Source organism: Tsukamurella sputi, assembly GCF_007858445.1.
Lineage (GTDB): Bacteria > Actinomycetota > Actinomycetes > Mycobacteriales > Mycobacteriaceae > Tsukamurella > Tsukamurella sputi.
In genome coordinates this window covers 806054-822222 of sequence record NZ_VIGV01000002.1, presented here as the reverse complement: position 1 = coordinate 822222, position 16169 = coordinate 806054, and the positions used below count along the sequence as shown (strand labels likewise).

The following is a 16169-nucleotide window of genomic DNA, read 5'->3' as shown; positions in this document are numbered from 1 at the left end:
TGGAGGGGCGCCCCGCAGCCCTCAGGATACTCGCCGTCGCGCGCGAGCGCGACCACGAACTCCCCGCCCAGGTGGCCGGGGCCCAAGAAAACGCCCAGGAGGCAACCCCCATGACCGCTCCCGCCCCGATCGAGCAGCCCGCCGCGACCGTCGTCGCTCCCGCCGCACCCGCGGCGCCGAGCGCACCCGTTCCGCCTGCCGCTCCGACGCCCGCCGCCCCCACGGCGGCTACTCCTCCGACGGCGCCTGCCGCACCCGAGGCCCCGGCGGCCCCGCAGCAGGAGACCCCGGAGGCCGCACCCGAGGACGAGCTTCCCGCCTGGGCGCGAGACCAGCTGAAGAAGGCACGCAACGAGGCCAAGAACCTCCGCGACCGCCTGAAGCAGCAGGAACCGCTCGTCGCGGCCGCCCAGGAAGCGGAACGCGCCAAGATGACCGAACTCGACCGCACGAAAGCGGATCTCGCAGCGATGCAGCAGCAGCTCGAGGCCCGAGACACCGACGTGCTGAAGGCCGTGTTCCAGCTGACCGACGAGGACCTGGAGTTCATCGGCGGCGGCACCTTCGAGGAGCGGTCAGCGCGCGCGGAGAAATTCGCCGCCCGCGTCAACGCCTCCAAGACGACTTCCCCCGGTGGGCCGCCGTCGAACCGCCCGCAGGTGAACCTGCGGCCTGGCGCATCACCTGATGTGCCGGTCCAGCCGGACGACTCCTACCCGTCGCACTGGCTCCCCAAGAGCGCACAGCGCTCGTAACCACTCCGAAGGAGACGCCTCATGGGCATCTACAACAACGAGTGCATCCCCCTCTACGACGACGGCGACAACATCACGTTCAAGGCGTCCGTCGCGGTCTCGGGGAAGCGCTTCGTCGACATCGCCAACACCGGCCAGGACGCCACATCCGGGACGTTCGTCGCGGCACTCCCCACCGCGGGCGGCAAGACCGTCGGCGTCGCCGCGTATGACGCGCCGGCCGGGAACCTGTTCAACGCCATCCGCGGCCGCGGGGTCGTCGTGCCGGTGGTCGCCGGCGCCGCGGTCACCGCGGGCGCCGAGGTCCAGGTCGACGCCACCGGCGCCGTCATCCCCCTGGCGTCGGGTGTGGCTGTCGGCCGCGCCTACACCGCCGCGACCGCGAGCGGAGCCGAGTGCTTCGTGAGCCTCTACTAGGAAGGGCCGCAGATCATGGCTAACCCCACACTGCCCGTTCAGTACCCGCTCGGCCCGCCCCAGGTGTCGGGTTCGACGCTCACCGTCGATACGATGCTGCGGGAGCCGACGCGGATCACCCGCTACATCAGCGACCTGTCGCTGCAGCGGTTCTTCGCCGACCAGGTGTTCTCGCCCATCGGCGGCGTCTCCGGCGGCGCGATCCTCTACACGCAGCTGACGTACAACGATCTGTACTCGACCCGCGACGTCGCGAACGTGGCTCCCGGGGCCGAGTTCCCGATCGTGTCGGCCGACCGGCCCACCCCGCAGGTGGCGCAGGTCGAGAAGTTCGGTGGCAAGTTCGCCGTCACCGACGAGGCCCGCGACCGCAACGACCCGTCGGCGATCCAGATGGAGTCGATGAAGCTCGCGAACACCATCAACCGGAAGCTGCACCAGCGCGCCGTGGCGACCCTCAATGCGGCGATCACCTCGGACACGACCGTGGGCGGCAACAACTGGGCGTCGGTGGTCACCAGCGGCACGTCGCAGGCCACCGCTCAGCAGTGGCCCGCCGCGGACCTGGCCAAGGCGCAGCTCGTCGCAGACCGTACGGAGCTCGGTGTCGACTTCAACCTCCTGCTGGTGAACCCGCAGGAGAAGGCGAACTTCGACATCATCTACGGCGCCTCGTCGCAGTCCTCGGCAGCGGTGCTCGCTGCCTACGGCTTGACGATGTTCGCAACGAACCGCGTCGCCCCTGGAACCGCGTACCTCCTGGCCTCCGGTCAGGTCGGTGTGATGGGCGTCGAGAAGCCCATCTCCACGGAGACGTGGCGCGAGGCGGAGGAGCAGGTGACGTGGGTGCAGACCGACGTCCGCCCGGTCTTCGCGGTCACCAACCCGTATAGCGTGGTCAAGCTCACCGGCATTGGCCCGCTCGATCCGAACTGGAAGGGCTGAGTCATGGCCACGTTCAAGGCACGCATCACCGCGCAGTACATCGATGTCGACGGGAAGCGGCGCGAGTCGCGTGCAGGAGAGATCGTGCACGTACACCCCGACGACGTCGAGCACTTCCTCCAGAGCCACGACGCGTTCCAGCCGGAGCTCGTCGAGGACGATGGCAAGGAAGCCGACGACGCCCCGTCGTCGACGGACGACGCGAAGGGCGCAATCGCAGACGCATCCGACAAGCCGGATGCCAAGGCTGCACCCCGCGGTCGTGCGAAGGCAGCCGAGGGTGACGACGCCTAACCAGGCGTACGCCACAGCGGACGATCTCGAGGCCCGCTGGCGGACCCTCAGCGACGACGAGAAGGTGAGGGCGAACACGCTCCTCGCCGACGCGTCGTACTGGGTCCGCCAGTGGTTCCCCGTCGAGACCCGCCGAATCGACGCAGGCCAAGCAGAGTCGACCGGCGTGAAGATCCTCGTCTGCGCGATGGTCAAGCGGGCCATGATCTCCCTCAACGATGACGGCACGTCGTCCGAGACGGAGACGTACGGCCCGTTCAGCCACACTCGCGCGTTCTCCAACCCGTCGGGGAATCTGTACATCCTCGACTCGGAGGCGCAGATGATCCAGGGTCGCGCGTCGGGGTTCATGTCGATGCGGATGAAGGGCGCCTGGTGAGCTTCCGCTACGGCGAGGCGATCACCATCGTCCGGCCGGATGCTCCCCGCGACCGGTTCGGTGACCGCCCAGGAGGCCCCACCGGAACCCGCGTCGACGGCGTCGGGTTCGCGTTCGACTCCACGTCCGCGTCATGGCCCCAGGAGGCCGAAGACCGCGGACTCGCCCAGGCGACCCTGTTCCTGCCGAAGGGCACCGACATCCGCAAGGGCGACACGATCATCCGCGTCGCCGACGGATCGAAGTGGCACCTCGTCGGCCGGACCGAATGGGACCACAGCGTGCAGCCGCAGACCGGGTGGGATTCCGGCATGTTCACCCAGCGAGTACGGGAGGTCACCTAGATGGAGAACTTCAAGTACAGCTACCGCGGCATGGGTGAGGTCCTGCGTTCCACCAAGGTGGAGGTGCTCACCCGGATGACCGGTCTGCGCGCGCTTGGCTTCTACCAGTCGATCGTGGCGCACCGCACCGGCCAGCTCGCCGCGTCCGCACGGGTGGTCATGAGCAAGGGATCGAACGGCCGGCCCGTCGCGACCCTGGCGGTCGGCGGCGACGACGCGGTCTACGGGCTCGCGCACGAATTCGGCTTCGACGACGGCGACAGCAACATCCAGGCCGCGCACCACGACCTCCTCACCGTTCTCGGGATGCTCCGGTGACCTGGCAGCCCCCGGCGGGCTACAGGCGCCGCATCCCCGACGCGGAGGCCCTGCTGCTCGACATGGTGCAGCCGCTCCTCGACGCCGGCACACCGGTGGGTCGCGCGGTCACCTGGTGGCCGGACGACACACCGGACCTGATCGCCGAGGGCATCCCTCTCGTCCGAGCGCGGAAGGTCCCCGGCACCACCGAGATGGACGGCCGCCTGGTGCAGGCCAACCTCCTCCTGTCGGTGCGCACCGGCTCCCGGGCGGAGTCGTGGGACGTCCTCGCGTACCTCACCGATGAACTGCACCGCCAGTACTGGAAGGGCGGGGTCGTCTCCCGCTCCGACGGCACCCGCACGGCGGTTCACCACTGCGAAGTCGAGGCCGCTGATCAGCAGCTGCCCGAGCTCGACCCCGATTGGCGCGTCGTCTCCAACGTCGTCACGTTGACGCTGCGGCGCACTGCCTAACCACCCCCGCCCCAAGCAGCCCCCGGCCAACCCCGGGGGCTGTGTCGTACCCACCCTCAGAAGGAGGCTCGCCATGAGCCAGACCCAGACCCAGCTCTACAAGCAGGCCATCGACGTCGGTGCGCTCGCCGCACAGGACCTCGCGATCCTCGCGAAGCCGTGGGCCAAGGGCGCCAAGGCCCCCGATCCGCTGTTCGACGCCAACGGCATCGTGACCGGCGCCCTGTCGACTTTCAAGTCGCTCGGCGAGATCGAGCAGAAGGCCGGCGCCAAGATCACCCCGGACGTGAAGTACAACGACCTCATGGGCTACGGCGCCCGCGCGCCGCGCCGCAAGTTCCTGCAGTCCGAGGGCCTGTCTCTTGACTTCACCCCGCAGGAGGTCCGCCAGATCACGAAGGAGATCCTCCTCAACATCAAGGCCGACGCGTTCGAGATGACCTCGACCGGCGGTGTGAAGTGGACCAAGACCGCAGGCTCCCCGCCGCGCTACTGGTCCCTGTTCCTCCTCGCGGAGGACGTCAACGACGAGACGCTCGATCCGATCTGGCAGTGGTGGCACCTCGGCAAGATGAGCCTGGACAAGCCGGGCGCGCAGTCCCTGCAGATGGACAGCGCCTCGGAGGCGCCCGCCACGCTCACCCTGCTGCAGGACGGCGACTACCTGTACGAGTCCGGCATCGACGGCCCCGGCTTCGCCCCGATCGCGGCGTCCCTCGGGTTCGGCGTCACCGGCGGCACGTTCACCGTCACCGTGTCGGGCACCCCGACCGGCACCTACACCCTGTCGATCGGCGGTCAGACCACCGCGGGTATCGCGCCGGGTGCGACCGCCGCTGCGGTGAAGTCCGCGCTCGCAGCCCTGTCGAATGTCGGCTCGAGCAAGGTCCTCGTGTCCGGCTCGGCAGGCGGCCCGTACGCCGTCACCTTCTCGGGTGTCACGGGCACGCTCACCGCGGACGGGTCGGGCCTCACCGGCGGCAGCGTCACCGTCGCCTAGCCCCTGATCGTCGGTCCGCGCCGTAGATTCCTCCCCCGGCGCGGCGCGGGCCGGCTTCCAACACCATCACGACCGGGGGAATCAGCCGAGGGAGGCAACACACATCATGGCCGGACCGACCAAGAAGACCACGCCCGCGAAGAAGGCCGCGCCCGCCGCGCAGAAGGAGCCCGCGATCTCGCGGTTCAACTCCTACCGTGAGCGCGCCGCGAACCTCAAGATCGGCGTCGCGCGGACCGTCGAACCGTACGTCGTTTCCGCGTCGGAGCTCGACGACAATCTCGACGCCGACGTCGTGCTCATCGCCCCGGCGAAGCTGTCCGATCAGCTCGCGCTGGACCAGGCTGTCCGCGGCAAGGACTTCGTCGCGATCATCAGCATCATGGGCGGCCAGATCGCCCTCGACCGTCTGGTCGGCGCGTTCGAGCGCCTCGAGGAGGAGAGCGGCGAGGACGCGGGCCGCCTGTTCGCGGCGCTCTGCTACGACGTCGTGAACCACCTCAACGGCCCCGGTGCCGCGGAGGTCCCTACGCCCGCCTCGTAGACACCATCGGTGGCTACGGGGCGCAGATCCGCGCAGACCTTCACGAGCGCTTCCATCTGGACCTCAACGACTGGCTGCGCGGCGAACGGGACTGGAGGGACCTGTTCGAACTGATCGACCAGCTCCGACCCGGCAGCATGTACCTTGCGGCGCTGCAGGAGGACCCGGAGCTGGCCGAGGCCATGCTCGGCGACTACCGGCCCCCTCTCCCCTCTGGGGAGCCGCCGACGTTCCGTGGGTTCACCGAGTACCGGTACGACAACGCGAAGACCCACGCGCTGCTTGAGCAGCTGATCGCGGTAACTGGGCAGGCCGACGCCTCGGGGATCCAGGCCGTGGTGCCGGTGCCGGCGGTGGAGCGGATGTGGCGGGCGCAGGGGTTGCAGCGGCTCCGCACGTCGGTGGCGATCGCCACCGGCCGGCCCGCTTAGAGCATCGCCCTCAGTTGCCCGAGGACCGTCGGAGGTAGTCCGCCTCCTGGTCCGGGCACAGGTAGTGCACTGCGGCGAAGCCTGCGTTGATGCGCATCTGAACCGAGATCCCCGCGACCATCGGCGAATCGTCGAGCACGGTGTTCTTCCATTCCCCTCGGCGGAGTTCCGCGCAGAGGGTCCGCCCGATCTCGATCAGCTTGGCATCTGGCACCTGATCAGTGGTGTTCTGGCGGGTCGCACTGAGGTAGCCGGACGTGTTCGCCTCGCGTGCGCTGGTCGTCGTGCTCACGTGCTGCGTGGTGCCGCTGGACGGCTGGGCCTGCGGCGGTTCGGTGCTTGGCGTCGAACCGCAGCCCGCGACGGCCGCGAGCGCAAGCCCTGCGATGAGTGTCTTCTTCATCGCCGGATCGTAAAGCACACCCCAACCATTCACCCAGGTCACTGGGCTATTTGGCGTACCCATCCGGAGGTGAACGGTGGCGGACTATTCGGCCGGTAAAGCAACCATCAAGGTTGAGCCGACCCTCGACGACTTCGCGGAGAAGCTCCGCGCAGGCCTCGAGCGGATCCACGTCGTCTACACCGTCGACGTCGACGCCGACATCGCCCGTGCGCGCGAGCAGCTCGACCAGCTCGCACGCACGCGGACCGCGCAGCTCCGCGTCGATCTCGACCCCGGCGACACCGAGGCACGCCTGGACGCACTGGCCCGCAACCGGACTGCGCGCATCGACGTCAACGACGGCGGCAGCCTCGGCCGCGTGTCGTCCGGCGCCGACCGCGCAGGACGGTCCCTCAACGCCATGGGGGCGATCAAGTTCGGCGCCCTCGCCGCCGGCATCACCGCACTCGTCCCCGCCCTCCTCGGCGCCGTCGGCGCTGCCTCCGCCCTCGCTGGTGTCCTCGGAGGCATCGGAGCGACCGGCCTCGTCGGGATCTCCGGTATCAAGGACGCCTTCTCCGCGATGAAGGACATGGGCAACGCGACCGGTGCCGACATGGAGGCCGCCGCGAACCGGATCGCCGACGCCCAGGACGGCGTACGCCGCGCTCAGGAGTCGGTCGTCGATGCGCAGAAGAAGGCGAAGGACGCCCAGGACGACCTGAATGCCAGCTACGAGAAGGCCTCTCGCGCGCTGCGCGACATGAACGATCAGCTCACCGACGCGCAGCTCTCGCAGGAGTCGGCGGAGATCTCCCTCGCCCGCGCGGAGGAGGCTCGAAACAAGGTCTACTCCGACCGCAAATCGACAGCGCTCGATCGTGCGGAGGCAGACAACCGCGTCAAGACCGCCGCGCAGCGCGTCAAGGAGGCGAAGTCCGACACCGCCGACAAGACGAAGGACACCGCTGAGGCGAACGCGAAGGGCATCGGCGGCTCCGACATCGTCACCAAGGCCAAGGACGCCAAGGAGGCCGCCGACAAGTCGCTGGTGAACGCGCAGGTCGACCTCGCCAAGGCCACCCGCGACCTCGCCGACGCGCAGAAGGGCGCCACCCCGGGAGCGGACAAGTACGCCGAGGCCCTCGCGAAGCTCTCGCCGAACGCCCGCGAGTTCGTGCAGGCCATCAAGGCCCTCGGCCCGGAGTGGAAAAGCCTCAAGACCGCGGTGCAGGACAAGATGTTCGACGGTCTCGGAGCGTCGGTCACGCAGTTCGCGCGGCAGAACCTCACCGGCCTGCAGACCACGCTGACCGGCATCGCCGGCTACATGAACACGACGTTCAAGGACACCCTGACGGGGCTCTCGGGCACGTTCGCGCAGCTGTCCGCGAACGGCACGATGACCCAGTTCGTCCAGTCGATCGGCGCTGCGCTGCAGGGTGTCGCACCGATGATCAGCGGGCTCGTGCAGATGGTCACCACGGCGACCGCCGCGATGGGACCGTCCCTCGGGACGTTCTTCACCACGCTCGGCACGACGCTCGGGCAGATGGGTCCCGCGCTCGGGCAGCTCGGCGCGCAGCTGCTGACCGCGCTGACGCCCGTGCTTCCGGTGATCGGACAGCTGGTGTCGGCCATCTCGACCGGACTCGGCCCCGCGCTCGACCCGCTGGGGCAGCTCATCGCCACCTTCGGGCGGGCTCTGGTGCCGCTGGCCGAGCCCCTCGGTCAGCTGATCGCCGCGCTCGCGAACGGTCTCCGTCCGGTCCTGCCGATCCTCGCCGAGGCGCTCGGCCCGTTGATCAAGCTCGTCGCGGACCTCCTCAACGCGGTTGCGCCGCTGCTGCCGCCGCTGCTGCAGCTGGCGAATGCGATCCTGCAGCCGCTGATCACCATCATCAGCTCGGTCGTCTCGGCCATGGCGCCGCTGATCAAGCAGCTCGCCGACGCGTTCAAGCCGGTCATCGAGAAGATCGCCCCGATCCTCGCTGAGGTCGGGAAGACGCTCGGGCAGGCGCTCGCGGACGCGATCAAGCAGCTGACTCCGTTCATGATGCCGCTGGTCAACGCGTTCCTCAAGCTCCTCGAGGCGTGCCTGCCGCTACTGCCGGCGTGGGAGCAGATGATCGTCTCGCAGCTGCCGGTGATGGTCGAGCTGATGAAGGTGCTGCTGCCGATCATCACGAAGTTGATCGAGCTGTTCACGTGGCTCGTGACGAATGTGATTGTGCCGCTGGTGCTCAAGTACTTCGACATCCTGACCGAGAAGTACACGCGGATGGGGGAGGAGATCCGCAGCTTCGTCGACGGCGCGAAGAAGCGGTGGAACGACCTTGTCGACTTCATCGGCGGCCTGCCCGATCGGATCGCCAACAGCGCGAAGGGCATGTGGGAGGGCCTCAAGGGCAACCTGGTAACGGTTATCAACTGGATCCTGACCAGGTGGAACAGCCTCGCCGACACCCTCACGTGGAAGGTGCCCGACATTCCGGGCCTGCCGAAGCGCGGCGAGACGATCACCATGATCCCCAAGGCCGCGCTGCTCCGTGCTGATGGCGGGCCGGTCTTCGGCCCCGGCGGGCCGCGCGCTGACCTCATCCCGTCGATGCTCTCCAACGGCGAGTACGTGATCAACGCGGCGGCCGTGGCGAAGTACGGCGTCGGGATGTTCGACCGGCTCAACGCGCAGCGCTTCGCTGATGGCGGTGCCGTCGGGACGATCAAGCCCACAGCGGAGGGGCTGAACGCGGGTGCGGACTACCTCCGCACGGCGATCATGCAGAAGTTCCCGGCGATCACCACGATCGGGGGCCGCCGCGCCGAGGACGGTTACGGCGAGCACAGTTCGGGCAACGCGATCGATGTGATGATCCCGAATTTCGGTTCGGCCGACGGGAAGGCACTCGGCGCGCAGGTGCTGGCGTTCCTGCAGGAGAACGCGGCAACTCTGCAGCTCGACGGCATCATCTACCAGCAGGCGACCTACGGGTACGGGGGCTCGCTCACCTCGCCGAAGGCGATGTCGGACCGAGGTTCGGACACCCAGAACCACATGGATCATCTGCACGTGATCCTCGGCAAGGGGCGAGGGGCGAGCGCTGCCGCCATCCCTGCTCCGACGGGGACTCTCGCAGGCGTCTCCGACGCGAAGCCGACGACCGTGGACGGCCAGAACGTCGACGGCGCGTGGGACCCCGCGAAGCAGGAGCAGCAGGACGGTCGCAACGACCCGCAGAAATACCAGGCCCCTGCTCCCACCACCACGAGTGGTTCGGCGCCGTCGTCGTGGTCCGACGTCCTGGGGCTCGGCGCGCAGGCCCTCGTCAAGGGACAGGTGTCGTCCCTGCTCAGCGTGTTCGGCATCCCCGACAAGATGCCTCCGATCCTGTCGGCGGCGCTCGACCTGCCCGGCCACATCGTTAAGCGCGACGCGAGCTGGAAGGCACCCGGTCTCGGGAACCTCACCACGCCGGCTGCGGGCGGGTCGCAGACGAACCCGACCGGCGACCTGCTCGGCAAGTTCATCCCCGGCCTGGCGAACCTCCCCGGCCTGTCGTCGAGCACCGTCGCGCCGGCCGCGAACGTCGCGGGCACCGCGGGCCCCGGGGCGACGCTGCCGCTCACCGGGCAGAAGGGCACCCCGACGACGAAGACCCCGGCGGAGACCCTCACCAGCACCCTGTCCGCGCCGCCCGCGAACTACAAGGGCGGCAAGCAGGCTACGTACGACGCCGCCTACAAGGCGTTCCGCGAGTCCGGGCTGGCCGCTGAGGAGTGGACACCGCTCGTCAACCTCATCAACGAGGAGGCCTCGTGGGATCCCCACGCGACGAACGGTGACGCGTTCGGGCTGGGCCAGATGCTCGGCGGGACGAAGGCGAAGTACCTCCCCGACAGCAGCTCTGACCCGTACGTGCAGGTCAAGGCGATGATCAAGTACATCGGTGACCGGCCCGACTACGGCACCCCGTCGAAGGCCTGGGAGCTCTGGCAGTCGCGCTCCCCGCACTGGTACGCCAACGGAGGGCTCGTCTCCGGTCCCGGAGGCGGTCGCTCCGACATGATCCCCGCCCTGCTCAGCCACGGCGAGTACGTCGTCAACGCCGCCCAGGCCGCGCTGCACATGCCCGCCCTCGAGGCGATCAACGCCGGCCAGCGCGTCACCACCCCGCTGCCCCCGGCACCGGCGCCGTCGACGCTGTACGCGCTGCAGGGCAACGACTCCGGTGGCCGCGGGCAGGGCGGCGACACCATCTTCAACATCCGCACCGCGACAGTGGAGGACGCGTTCATGCAGGCCCAGACCAAGTCGAATCAGCAGCGCGCCGCGCAGTTGGCGAGCCTGTAGATGAACGAGGCGAAGATCGAGATCGAGTCCTCGCGCGGCTACGCGAAGATCTCCGACCGCAACGGTGAGTTCGGCGATGAAGGGCTCGAGCTCGACCAGTCCCCGACGGGCATGTTCTCCACGGAGTTCACGACGCGCACCGTCTCGGGGAACTTCGAGGTCGGCGGCCGCGTCACCGGCCAGACGGTGCCGATCCGGCAGATGGTCCTCCCGATCAACTGCTACGAGATGCCCGGTCAGAGCATCGAGAAGACGATCTCGAACCTGCGGAAGCTGTTCGGGTCGCCGCTCGACCGCCGGAAGGTGAAGTGGACCTACACCTCCGAGTTGTCCGGCCCGCGGTGGCTGATCGTGCAGCTCGCCTCGGAGATCAAGTTCAGCCCCCAGCGGGACTGGAACATCGACGGGTTCGCGCGCGCCGTGGTGACTGTCCTCGCCGAGCAGCCGATGTACGAGAGCCAGGAGAATGTGCAGACCTGGTCGAACCCGAACGACCGGTTCATCGTCACCCTCAAGAACGGGCTCCTCGGCGGCCCGCAGGGCAACTTCACCCTGTCCTACGGCGGGCAGACCACAGGCAACATCGCCGTGACCGCCACCGCGGCGACGGTCAAGACCGCCGTCGAGGGACTCTCGTCGGTCGGTGCCGGGCAGCTCACTGTCACCGGGTCGGCGGGCGGCCCGTGGACGTTCGTGTTCACCGGCGTCACGGGCACACTCACCGCGAACGGTGCTGGGATGACTCGCGGTTCGGTGAAGGCCGAGGGCGCGAGCATCGGCTACTTCACCATCGAGAACCCCACCGACCAGATCGGATACCCCGAGTGGGACCTCGACCCGGCACAGTGGCAGTTCCCCGACTTCAGCTTCGGGCAGGAACGGATGTGGAAGCGGCCGGCCGGTGCCGACGCCGCCCGGATGATCGTCACCAAGCCGATGACCCAGCGGCTGAGCGTGATGAGCGATCCGATGATGGATCCGTACCTCAACGAGGACCTGTCCACCGCGGCTGGTGATTTCGACGGCGTCATGCCGATGTACGGCGTCCCCCCGTACACACCGCCGACGATCGTCCCAGTCGTCTGCAACGGCCCCGCCGGGGCCAAGGCGATGCTCACCCTGCGTCGCCTCTGGTCGGCCGAGTCGGGGATGGAGTAGACCATGCCACCGCTCCTGCAGGAGGCGTGGGTCGACACCCGCGCACCGTTCCCCGGCGGCACCCTCGCCGAGTTCAAGGACTGGTCCCGCACCGTCCGCCAGACCCGCATCGTCGAGCGCGCCGAGCGACCCCTCGTGCGGTTCCACGACGGCGACTGGAAGTACCGCGGCCGGTCGGTCGGCGAGATCGGCGGGACCGCGTCGATCAAGCTCAACGACGTCGCCGCGCACGTGATCACGCTGCCGATCGACTTCGACAACCCCCGACGTACGTACCTCGCGCACTGGATCCTCGACGAGGAGTCCCGCGGCACCCGGAACGTGCACATCAGCATCGACAAGAACGGCGGCCGGATCGCCGGCCGAATGCAGAAGGCCACGTGCAAGCGGTCCGAGAAGGGCGACGTCGTCGTCGCCGAGTTCTTCGACGACATCAACGAACTCAAGAACGTCGAGATCCAGCCGAACCCGTTCCTCCCGGCGATGCTGATCCAGCAGCCCAAGGTGTGGTTCCTCTTCGACAAGAGCATCCACGGGCTCAAGCTGACCCTGATGTGCAACCTGCTCCGGTTGCAGCTCACCAACATCGATCTCGGCGCGTGGCTCGACCTCCTCGATCCCGCGAACTGGAACGCCGCGCAGCTCCTCGAGCTGTGGCAGGAGTGCCAGATCGTCGTCGTGCCGTCGGCGTTCCTCACCGACGTCTCCCCGCCGACGCTGATCATGGGCGCCTTCACCGACTTCCTCACCGTCGCGCAGCCGATCCTCGAGGATGCCGAGCAGCAGATCATCACGTGGCGCTGGTTCAAGGGCGACCCTGAGCCGTGGCCCGGCGCCGGCACCGGCTGGCGCAACGGCACCCTGTTCGTCGACATCGTCGACAAGTCCGGGTATCTCACCGGCACCAGCTTCGGTGGGAACCTCGTCAAGGGCCTCGTGCGCGGCATCGCGAACTACACGTCGAATTACGTTGAGGATTCCTACGACTTGTTCACCGGTGAGGTGACCGAGTCGACCGGCTACGACATCGCCGGATGGCTCGGCACGCACAAGAGCCGCCCGTACGTGATCTACCGCGACGGGATCATCACCGGCCTGCAGACCATCGACTTCACCCGCACCCAAGGCGGGGCCTGCCAGATCACCGTCGGCGGCCGCTCGATGCCCGGCGTCAACGAAATCATAAGTGCCGCAATTAATTACAGCGGCGACGTCCTCGGCGACAACATCAACTGGCAGGGCTACGGCATCGGTTCCCTTGGCGGCCTGATCGACTCGGTCGCGAACCCCATCTACAAGGACTCGATCCTCGCGTACATGCAGGTACCGCTGCTGCTCCGCGCGAAGGACCAGGGCTGGGGCCACTACCTCGAGACCACCGCGAACGGGTCGATGCAGGCGTTCACGCCGTCCGCGGTGATGGCGCTCCGCGGACGCAAACGCGAGACCGACCCCGACGTCGCGTTCACCCTCACCGTCGAGGACTGCTCCCCATGGCTGATCGGCGACCGCGGCCAGGGCCACTGGTGGCTCGGCGACCGCGTCGGAGCCACGCTCAAGCACCTCGGCGCGAACGTGTACATGTCCCGCTGCCGGCAGCTCGACCTCGCATGGGGAGACGGGCGGGACGCGTCGTGGCAGGGGCACTTCGGGCAGGTCCGCACCAAGCAGGACGCCCTGGACAAGCTCACGAAGATCGTGGGCCAGGCCATGTCCGGGCTGCAGACGATTGGAGTACTCGGATGACCGAACCCACGCCTGTGTCGGCGCAGAAGATCCCGGACCTCGACGACGCCGAAGGGCAGCGCGCCGCGCTCGTCGGCGCGCTGTCGTCTGCGCTGATCACCTCGAGCGAGATCCCCACGATGACCCTCGCGCCGATGCTGCAGCCCATCGCGGATCAGCTCCTCGCGTACGGGGTCCGGCAGACCGACCGGGTCGACCCGGACGCGGTGCACGCACCGTCGTGGCTCCGTGAGGGGGCGCAGGCCCGCGCCGTCGAGGTGCCCGAGCAAGTGAACCACCACGAGGTGGAGACGGAGGAATTGCAGGCCCGGGTGGCGGAGGCTCCGCCGATCCCGAAGAAGATCCCGAAGGCCGCGCGCGCGACGTCGGTGGTGGCTGAGTGACCTCGCCCAACCTGCCGATCGGCAGCAGCAACATCCCGCAGGGCGCGTTCACGCCCGGCAGCCTCGCCCACGTCCTGCAGGACTACACGGCCGGCAAGTACCGCGGCACCGTCGGCGGACGGTTCCCGAGCATCGTCGGAGCCACGCCCGCCGGGTCGCCGCTGTCCGCGATCAGCCCCGTCGGCATCATCACCGGCATCCTCAGCGAGTTCATGAAGGTCGTGTCGAACTCGACGTCGCACGACATCAGCCACCCCGCGGACCTCGACGACCTGATCCACGACTTCTTCGAAGGGCTACCGCTCGTCGGGCAGTTCGTCGACCTCCTCGACGCGATCTTCGGCACCTACACCGGTAACGACCCGGTCCTCATCGAGATCAAGGCGCTGTTCCAGTTCCTACGCCCGGACGGGAAAATCGACGCCGGGAAGCTGTTCGGTGAGCTCCCGCAGCACATGCTCGCCCTCATCTCGGCGCTGGTGTCGAAGTTCACCGGCGGGCTCATCGAGCTCGGGCAGCTCAAGCGCCCGGAGCCTGGGCAGGAGAAGAACTGGCTCGAGTCGTTCGACAAGCCCGAGTCGGTGCCGACCGGCGACGGGTTCGAGCACGACGCCACCGTCGGCCGGACGCGCCTTGGGTCTGCGAAGCTCACGTTCGACGGCGCCGAGCACGTGCGCACGTCCGATCCGATCGAGGTCGCGCCCGGCCAGAAGCTGGACCTCGGTGGGTACGTCCGGTTCGACGGCTACACCGGGACCGGCGCGGCGGCCGTCGGTCTGCGCGTGCTCGCGTACAACGCGGGGGACCAGCTCATCGGGTCGCAGGTGATCGGCACCGTCACCCCGTCAGGGCCGACGTCGTCGAACTTCGAGACCGCGATGACAGCGCAGTGGACCACGCCCGCGAACACCGCCTACGTGTACGTCCGAATGGAGGGCTACGCCGCCGGCACCGCGGGCACCGCGCACTTCGACGACCTGTGGCTGCGGATGCCCGCCCAGACGCTGCCGCAGCAGTGGGTCGAGGGCCTCACCGGCGCGCTGTCGAACCTCGGGCAGGGCGTCACCGACGCCTGGAACTTCGTGCAGAGCGTCATCGACAAGTTCATGAACGGCCGAGGCATCCTCGGCAGCCTGTTCTCGTTGGGGCACTTCGAGACCGAGGTGGCGAAGGTCTTCGGGACGGACAGCGCGATCCCGCAGGGAAACATCGACGGCCTCGGTGGCGCGCTCGCCGCGCTGCTCCCGAAGGCGGACTGGACGAAGCTGCTGTCCGGGTTCACGGCCGCCGGGGGAGGGACTGCACCGTCGACGGGTATCCCCGCGCTCGACGGGATGATCAACGCGTTCCTCGGCGTACGCACCAAGGCCGTCACTGCCCAGACCGCCGCAGACTCCGCAAAGTCCGACCTCGGCGACGTGATCACGGGCATCTTTAACGGCTGGTTCGGCTCCGGCGGCACCGGCTCGACAGCACAGGCCCAGCAGACCATCGAGGCGATCAAGACCGCCGTCCTGAACGGCTGGACCGTGCAGACAGTCACAAGTACCGCGACCTGGACACGGCCTGCGGGCCTGACGGACTGCGTCGCGGTCCTCGTCGGTTCAGGGAAGAACGGTGCGAACGGCAACAGCTACAACGACATCGCCATCGGCGGCCTCGGCGGCGGATTCATCGCGCAGTCCCTCGACATCAACTCGATCCCCTCGTCTCTGACGATCACCGTCGGCACCAACGGAGCCGTGACCTCCTTCGGATCGCTCGTCTCGACGACCCCCGGCAATGGCGGCATCGCCAACGAGTTCGGCTACGCAGCAACCAGCTCGCTTCCCGGCAACGGCGGCAACGGCGGACGTGGCTACTTCTACAACCAGGGCACCAGCACGCCGGCCCCCGGATCCGCGGGAACGGTGGGCGGCGCCTCGGCGCTCGGAGCGGGCGGCACTGCCGGCGGGTACAGCTCTGGCAGCGCGGGCGGCGCCGGTGGAGCAGGTGGCGCCGTCAGCGCCGGCACGCCCACGAAGTCGGGCGGCGGAGGCGGCGGAGGCGGCGCAGGCGGCTCGAACTCGGCTGGTGACAGCAGCAGCCCCGGCATCGGCAACACGGGACGCAACGGCGGCAACGGCGGTAACGGCGGCTACCCAGGCGGTGGTGGCGGTGCCGGTGGTGGCGGCGGATGGGGCGGGTACGGCTCTGGGTCCAACGGCACAGGCGGAACGGGCGCGCAGGGTGTCGCCTGGATCTTCACGAAGGTGGCATGA

The 16169-nt window shown here is 68.6% G+C and carries 17 protein-coding genes; 16 read left to right on the top strand and 1 reads right to left on the bottom strand.

The window, feature by feature from the left end:
• Positions 1-110 precede the first annotated feature (110 nt).
• The 11 genes from FK268_RS24745 (at position 111) to FK268_RS09160 (ending at position 5885) form a co-directional block, all read left to right on the top strand.
• Entirely contained in the window at positions 111-755 is a 645-nt protein-coding gene (locus tag FK268_RS24745) for a hypothetical protein (protein WP_193560261.1), read from the top strand.
• A 21-nt stretch (positions 756-776) separates the two neighbouring features.
• Positions 777-1172, top strand: a complete 396-nt coding sequence (locus FK268_RS09200; RefSeq protein ID WP_146433278.1) for a capsid cement protein — start codon at positions 777-779, stop codon at positions 1170-1172.
• Positions 1173-1187: 15 nt separating this feature from the next.
• Entirely contained in the window at positions 1188-2117 is a 930-nt protein-coding gene (locus FK268_RS09195; RefSeq protein ID WP_146433276.1) for a major capsid protein, read from the top strand.
• A 3-nt stretch (positions 2118-2120) separates the two neighbouring features.
• Positions 2121-2411 carry a hypothetical protein gene (locus FK268_RS24170; protein WP_158636079.1) on the top strand — a complete coding sequence of 97 codons (291 nt, stop codon included), beginning with the start codon at positions 2121-2123 and terminating at the stop codon, positions 2409-2411.
• The gene (locus FK268_RS24165; RefSeq protein ID WP_158636078.1) at positions 2398-2790 is read left to right on the top strand and encodes a Gp19/Gp15/Gp42 family protein; all 393 of its coding nucleotides are present in this window, start codon (positions 2398-2400) and stop codon (positions 2788-2790) included. Before FK268_RS24170 ends, FK268_RS24165 begins: the two co-directional genes overlap by 14 nt.
• The gene (locus FK268_RS09185) at positions 2787-3134 is read left to right on the top strand and encodes a hypothetical protein (protein ID WP_146433273.1); all 348 of its coding nucleotides are present in this window, start codon (positions 2787-2789) and stop codon (positions 3132-3134) included. The genes FK268_RS24165 and FK268_RS09185 overlap by 4 nt, the downstream gene beginning before the upstream one ends.
• Positions 3135-3452 (top strand): hypothetical protein, encoded by a 318-nt coding sequence (locus FK268_RS09180; RefSeq protein WP_146433271.1) that lies wholly within the window; start codon positions 3135-3137, stop codon positions 3450-3452.
• A complete protein-coding gene (locus FK268_RS09175; RefSeq protein WP_146433269.1) occupies positions 3449-3910 on the top strand; it encodes a phage tail termination protein in 462 nt (153 codons plus the stop codon). Before FK268_RS09180 ends, FK268_RS09175 begins: the two co-directional genes overlap by 4 nt.
• 73 nt (positions 3911-3983) lie before the next feature.
• Complete coding sequence (locus FK268_RS09170) at positions 3984-4910, top strand: hypothetical protein (protein ID WP_146433267.1); 927 nt, start codon at positions 3984-3986, stop codon at positions 4908-4910.
• Between the two features lie 106 nt (positions 4911-5016).
• On the top strand, positions 5017-5454 hold the full coding sequence (locus FK268_RS09165) for a hypothetical protein (protein WP_146433265.1): 438 nt from the start codon (positions 5017-5019) through the stop codon (positions 5452-5454).
• A gap of 137 nt (positions 5455-5591) precedes the next feature.
• Positions 5592-5885 carry a hypothetical protein gene (locus FK268_RS09160; protein ID WP_146433264.1) on the top strand — a complete coding sequence of 98 codons (294 nt, stop codon included), beginning with the start codon at positions 5592-5594 and terminating at the stop codon, positions 5883-5885.
• 10 nt (positions 5886-5895) lie between these two features.
• Here FK268_RS09160 and FK268_RS09155 read toward each other — a convergent pair whose 3' ends face one another.
• Positions 5896-6288: a DUF732 domain-containing protein gene (locus FK268_RS09155; RefSeq protein WP_146433262.1), complete on the bottom strand. Its 393-nt coding sequence runs from the start codon at positions 6286-6288 to the stop codon at positions 5896-5898.
• 76 nt (positions 6289-6364) lie between these two features.
• On the opposite strand from FK268_RS09155, the gene FK268_RS09150 reads away from it, so the two are divergent.
• Genes FK268_RS09150 through FK268_RS24160 form a run of 5 tightly spaced genes read left to right on the top strand, consistent with a single transcriptional unit; the run spans position 6365 to position 16169 of the window.
• Positions 6365-10621 (top strand): aggregation-promoting factor C-terminal-like domain-containing protein, encoded by a 4257-nt coding sequence (locus FK268_RS09150; protein WP_146433260.1) that lies wholly within the window; start codon positions 6365-6367, stop codon positions 10619-10621.
• Positions 10622-11779: a hypothetical protein gene (locus tag FK268_RS09145; RefSeq protein ID WP_146433258.1), complete on the top strand. Its 1158-nt coding sequence runs from the start codon at positions 10622-10624 to the stop codon at positions 11777-11779. It begins immediately after the preceding gene.
• Positions 11780-11782: 3 nt separating this feature from the next.
• The gene (locus tag FK268_RS09140; protein ID WP_231706991.1) at positions 11783-13525 is read left to right on the top strand and encodes a Gp37-like protein; all 1743 of its coding nucleotides are present in this window, start codon (positions 11783-11785) and stop codon (positions 13523-13525) included.
• Positions 13522-13908 (top strand): hypothetical protein, encoded by a 387-nt coding sequence (locus FK268_RS09135; protein WP_146433256.1) that lies wholly within the window; start codon positions 13522-13524, stop codon positions 13906-13908. The genes FK268_RS09140 and FK268_RS09135 overlap by 4 nt, the downstream gene beginning before the upstream one ends.
• Positions 13905-16169 carry a hypothetical protein gene (locus FK268_RS24160; RefSeq protein ID WP_158636077.1) on the top strand — a complete coding sequence of 755 codons (2265 nt, stop codon included), beginning with the start codon at positions 13905-13907 and terminating at the stop codon, positions 16167-16169. The genes FK268_RS09135 and FK268_RS24160 overlap by 4 nt, the downstream gene beginning before the upstream one ends.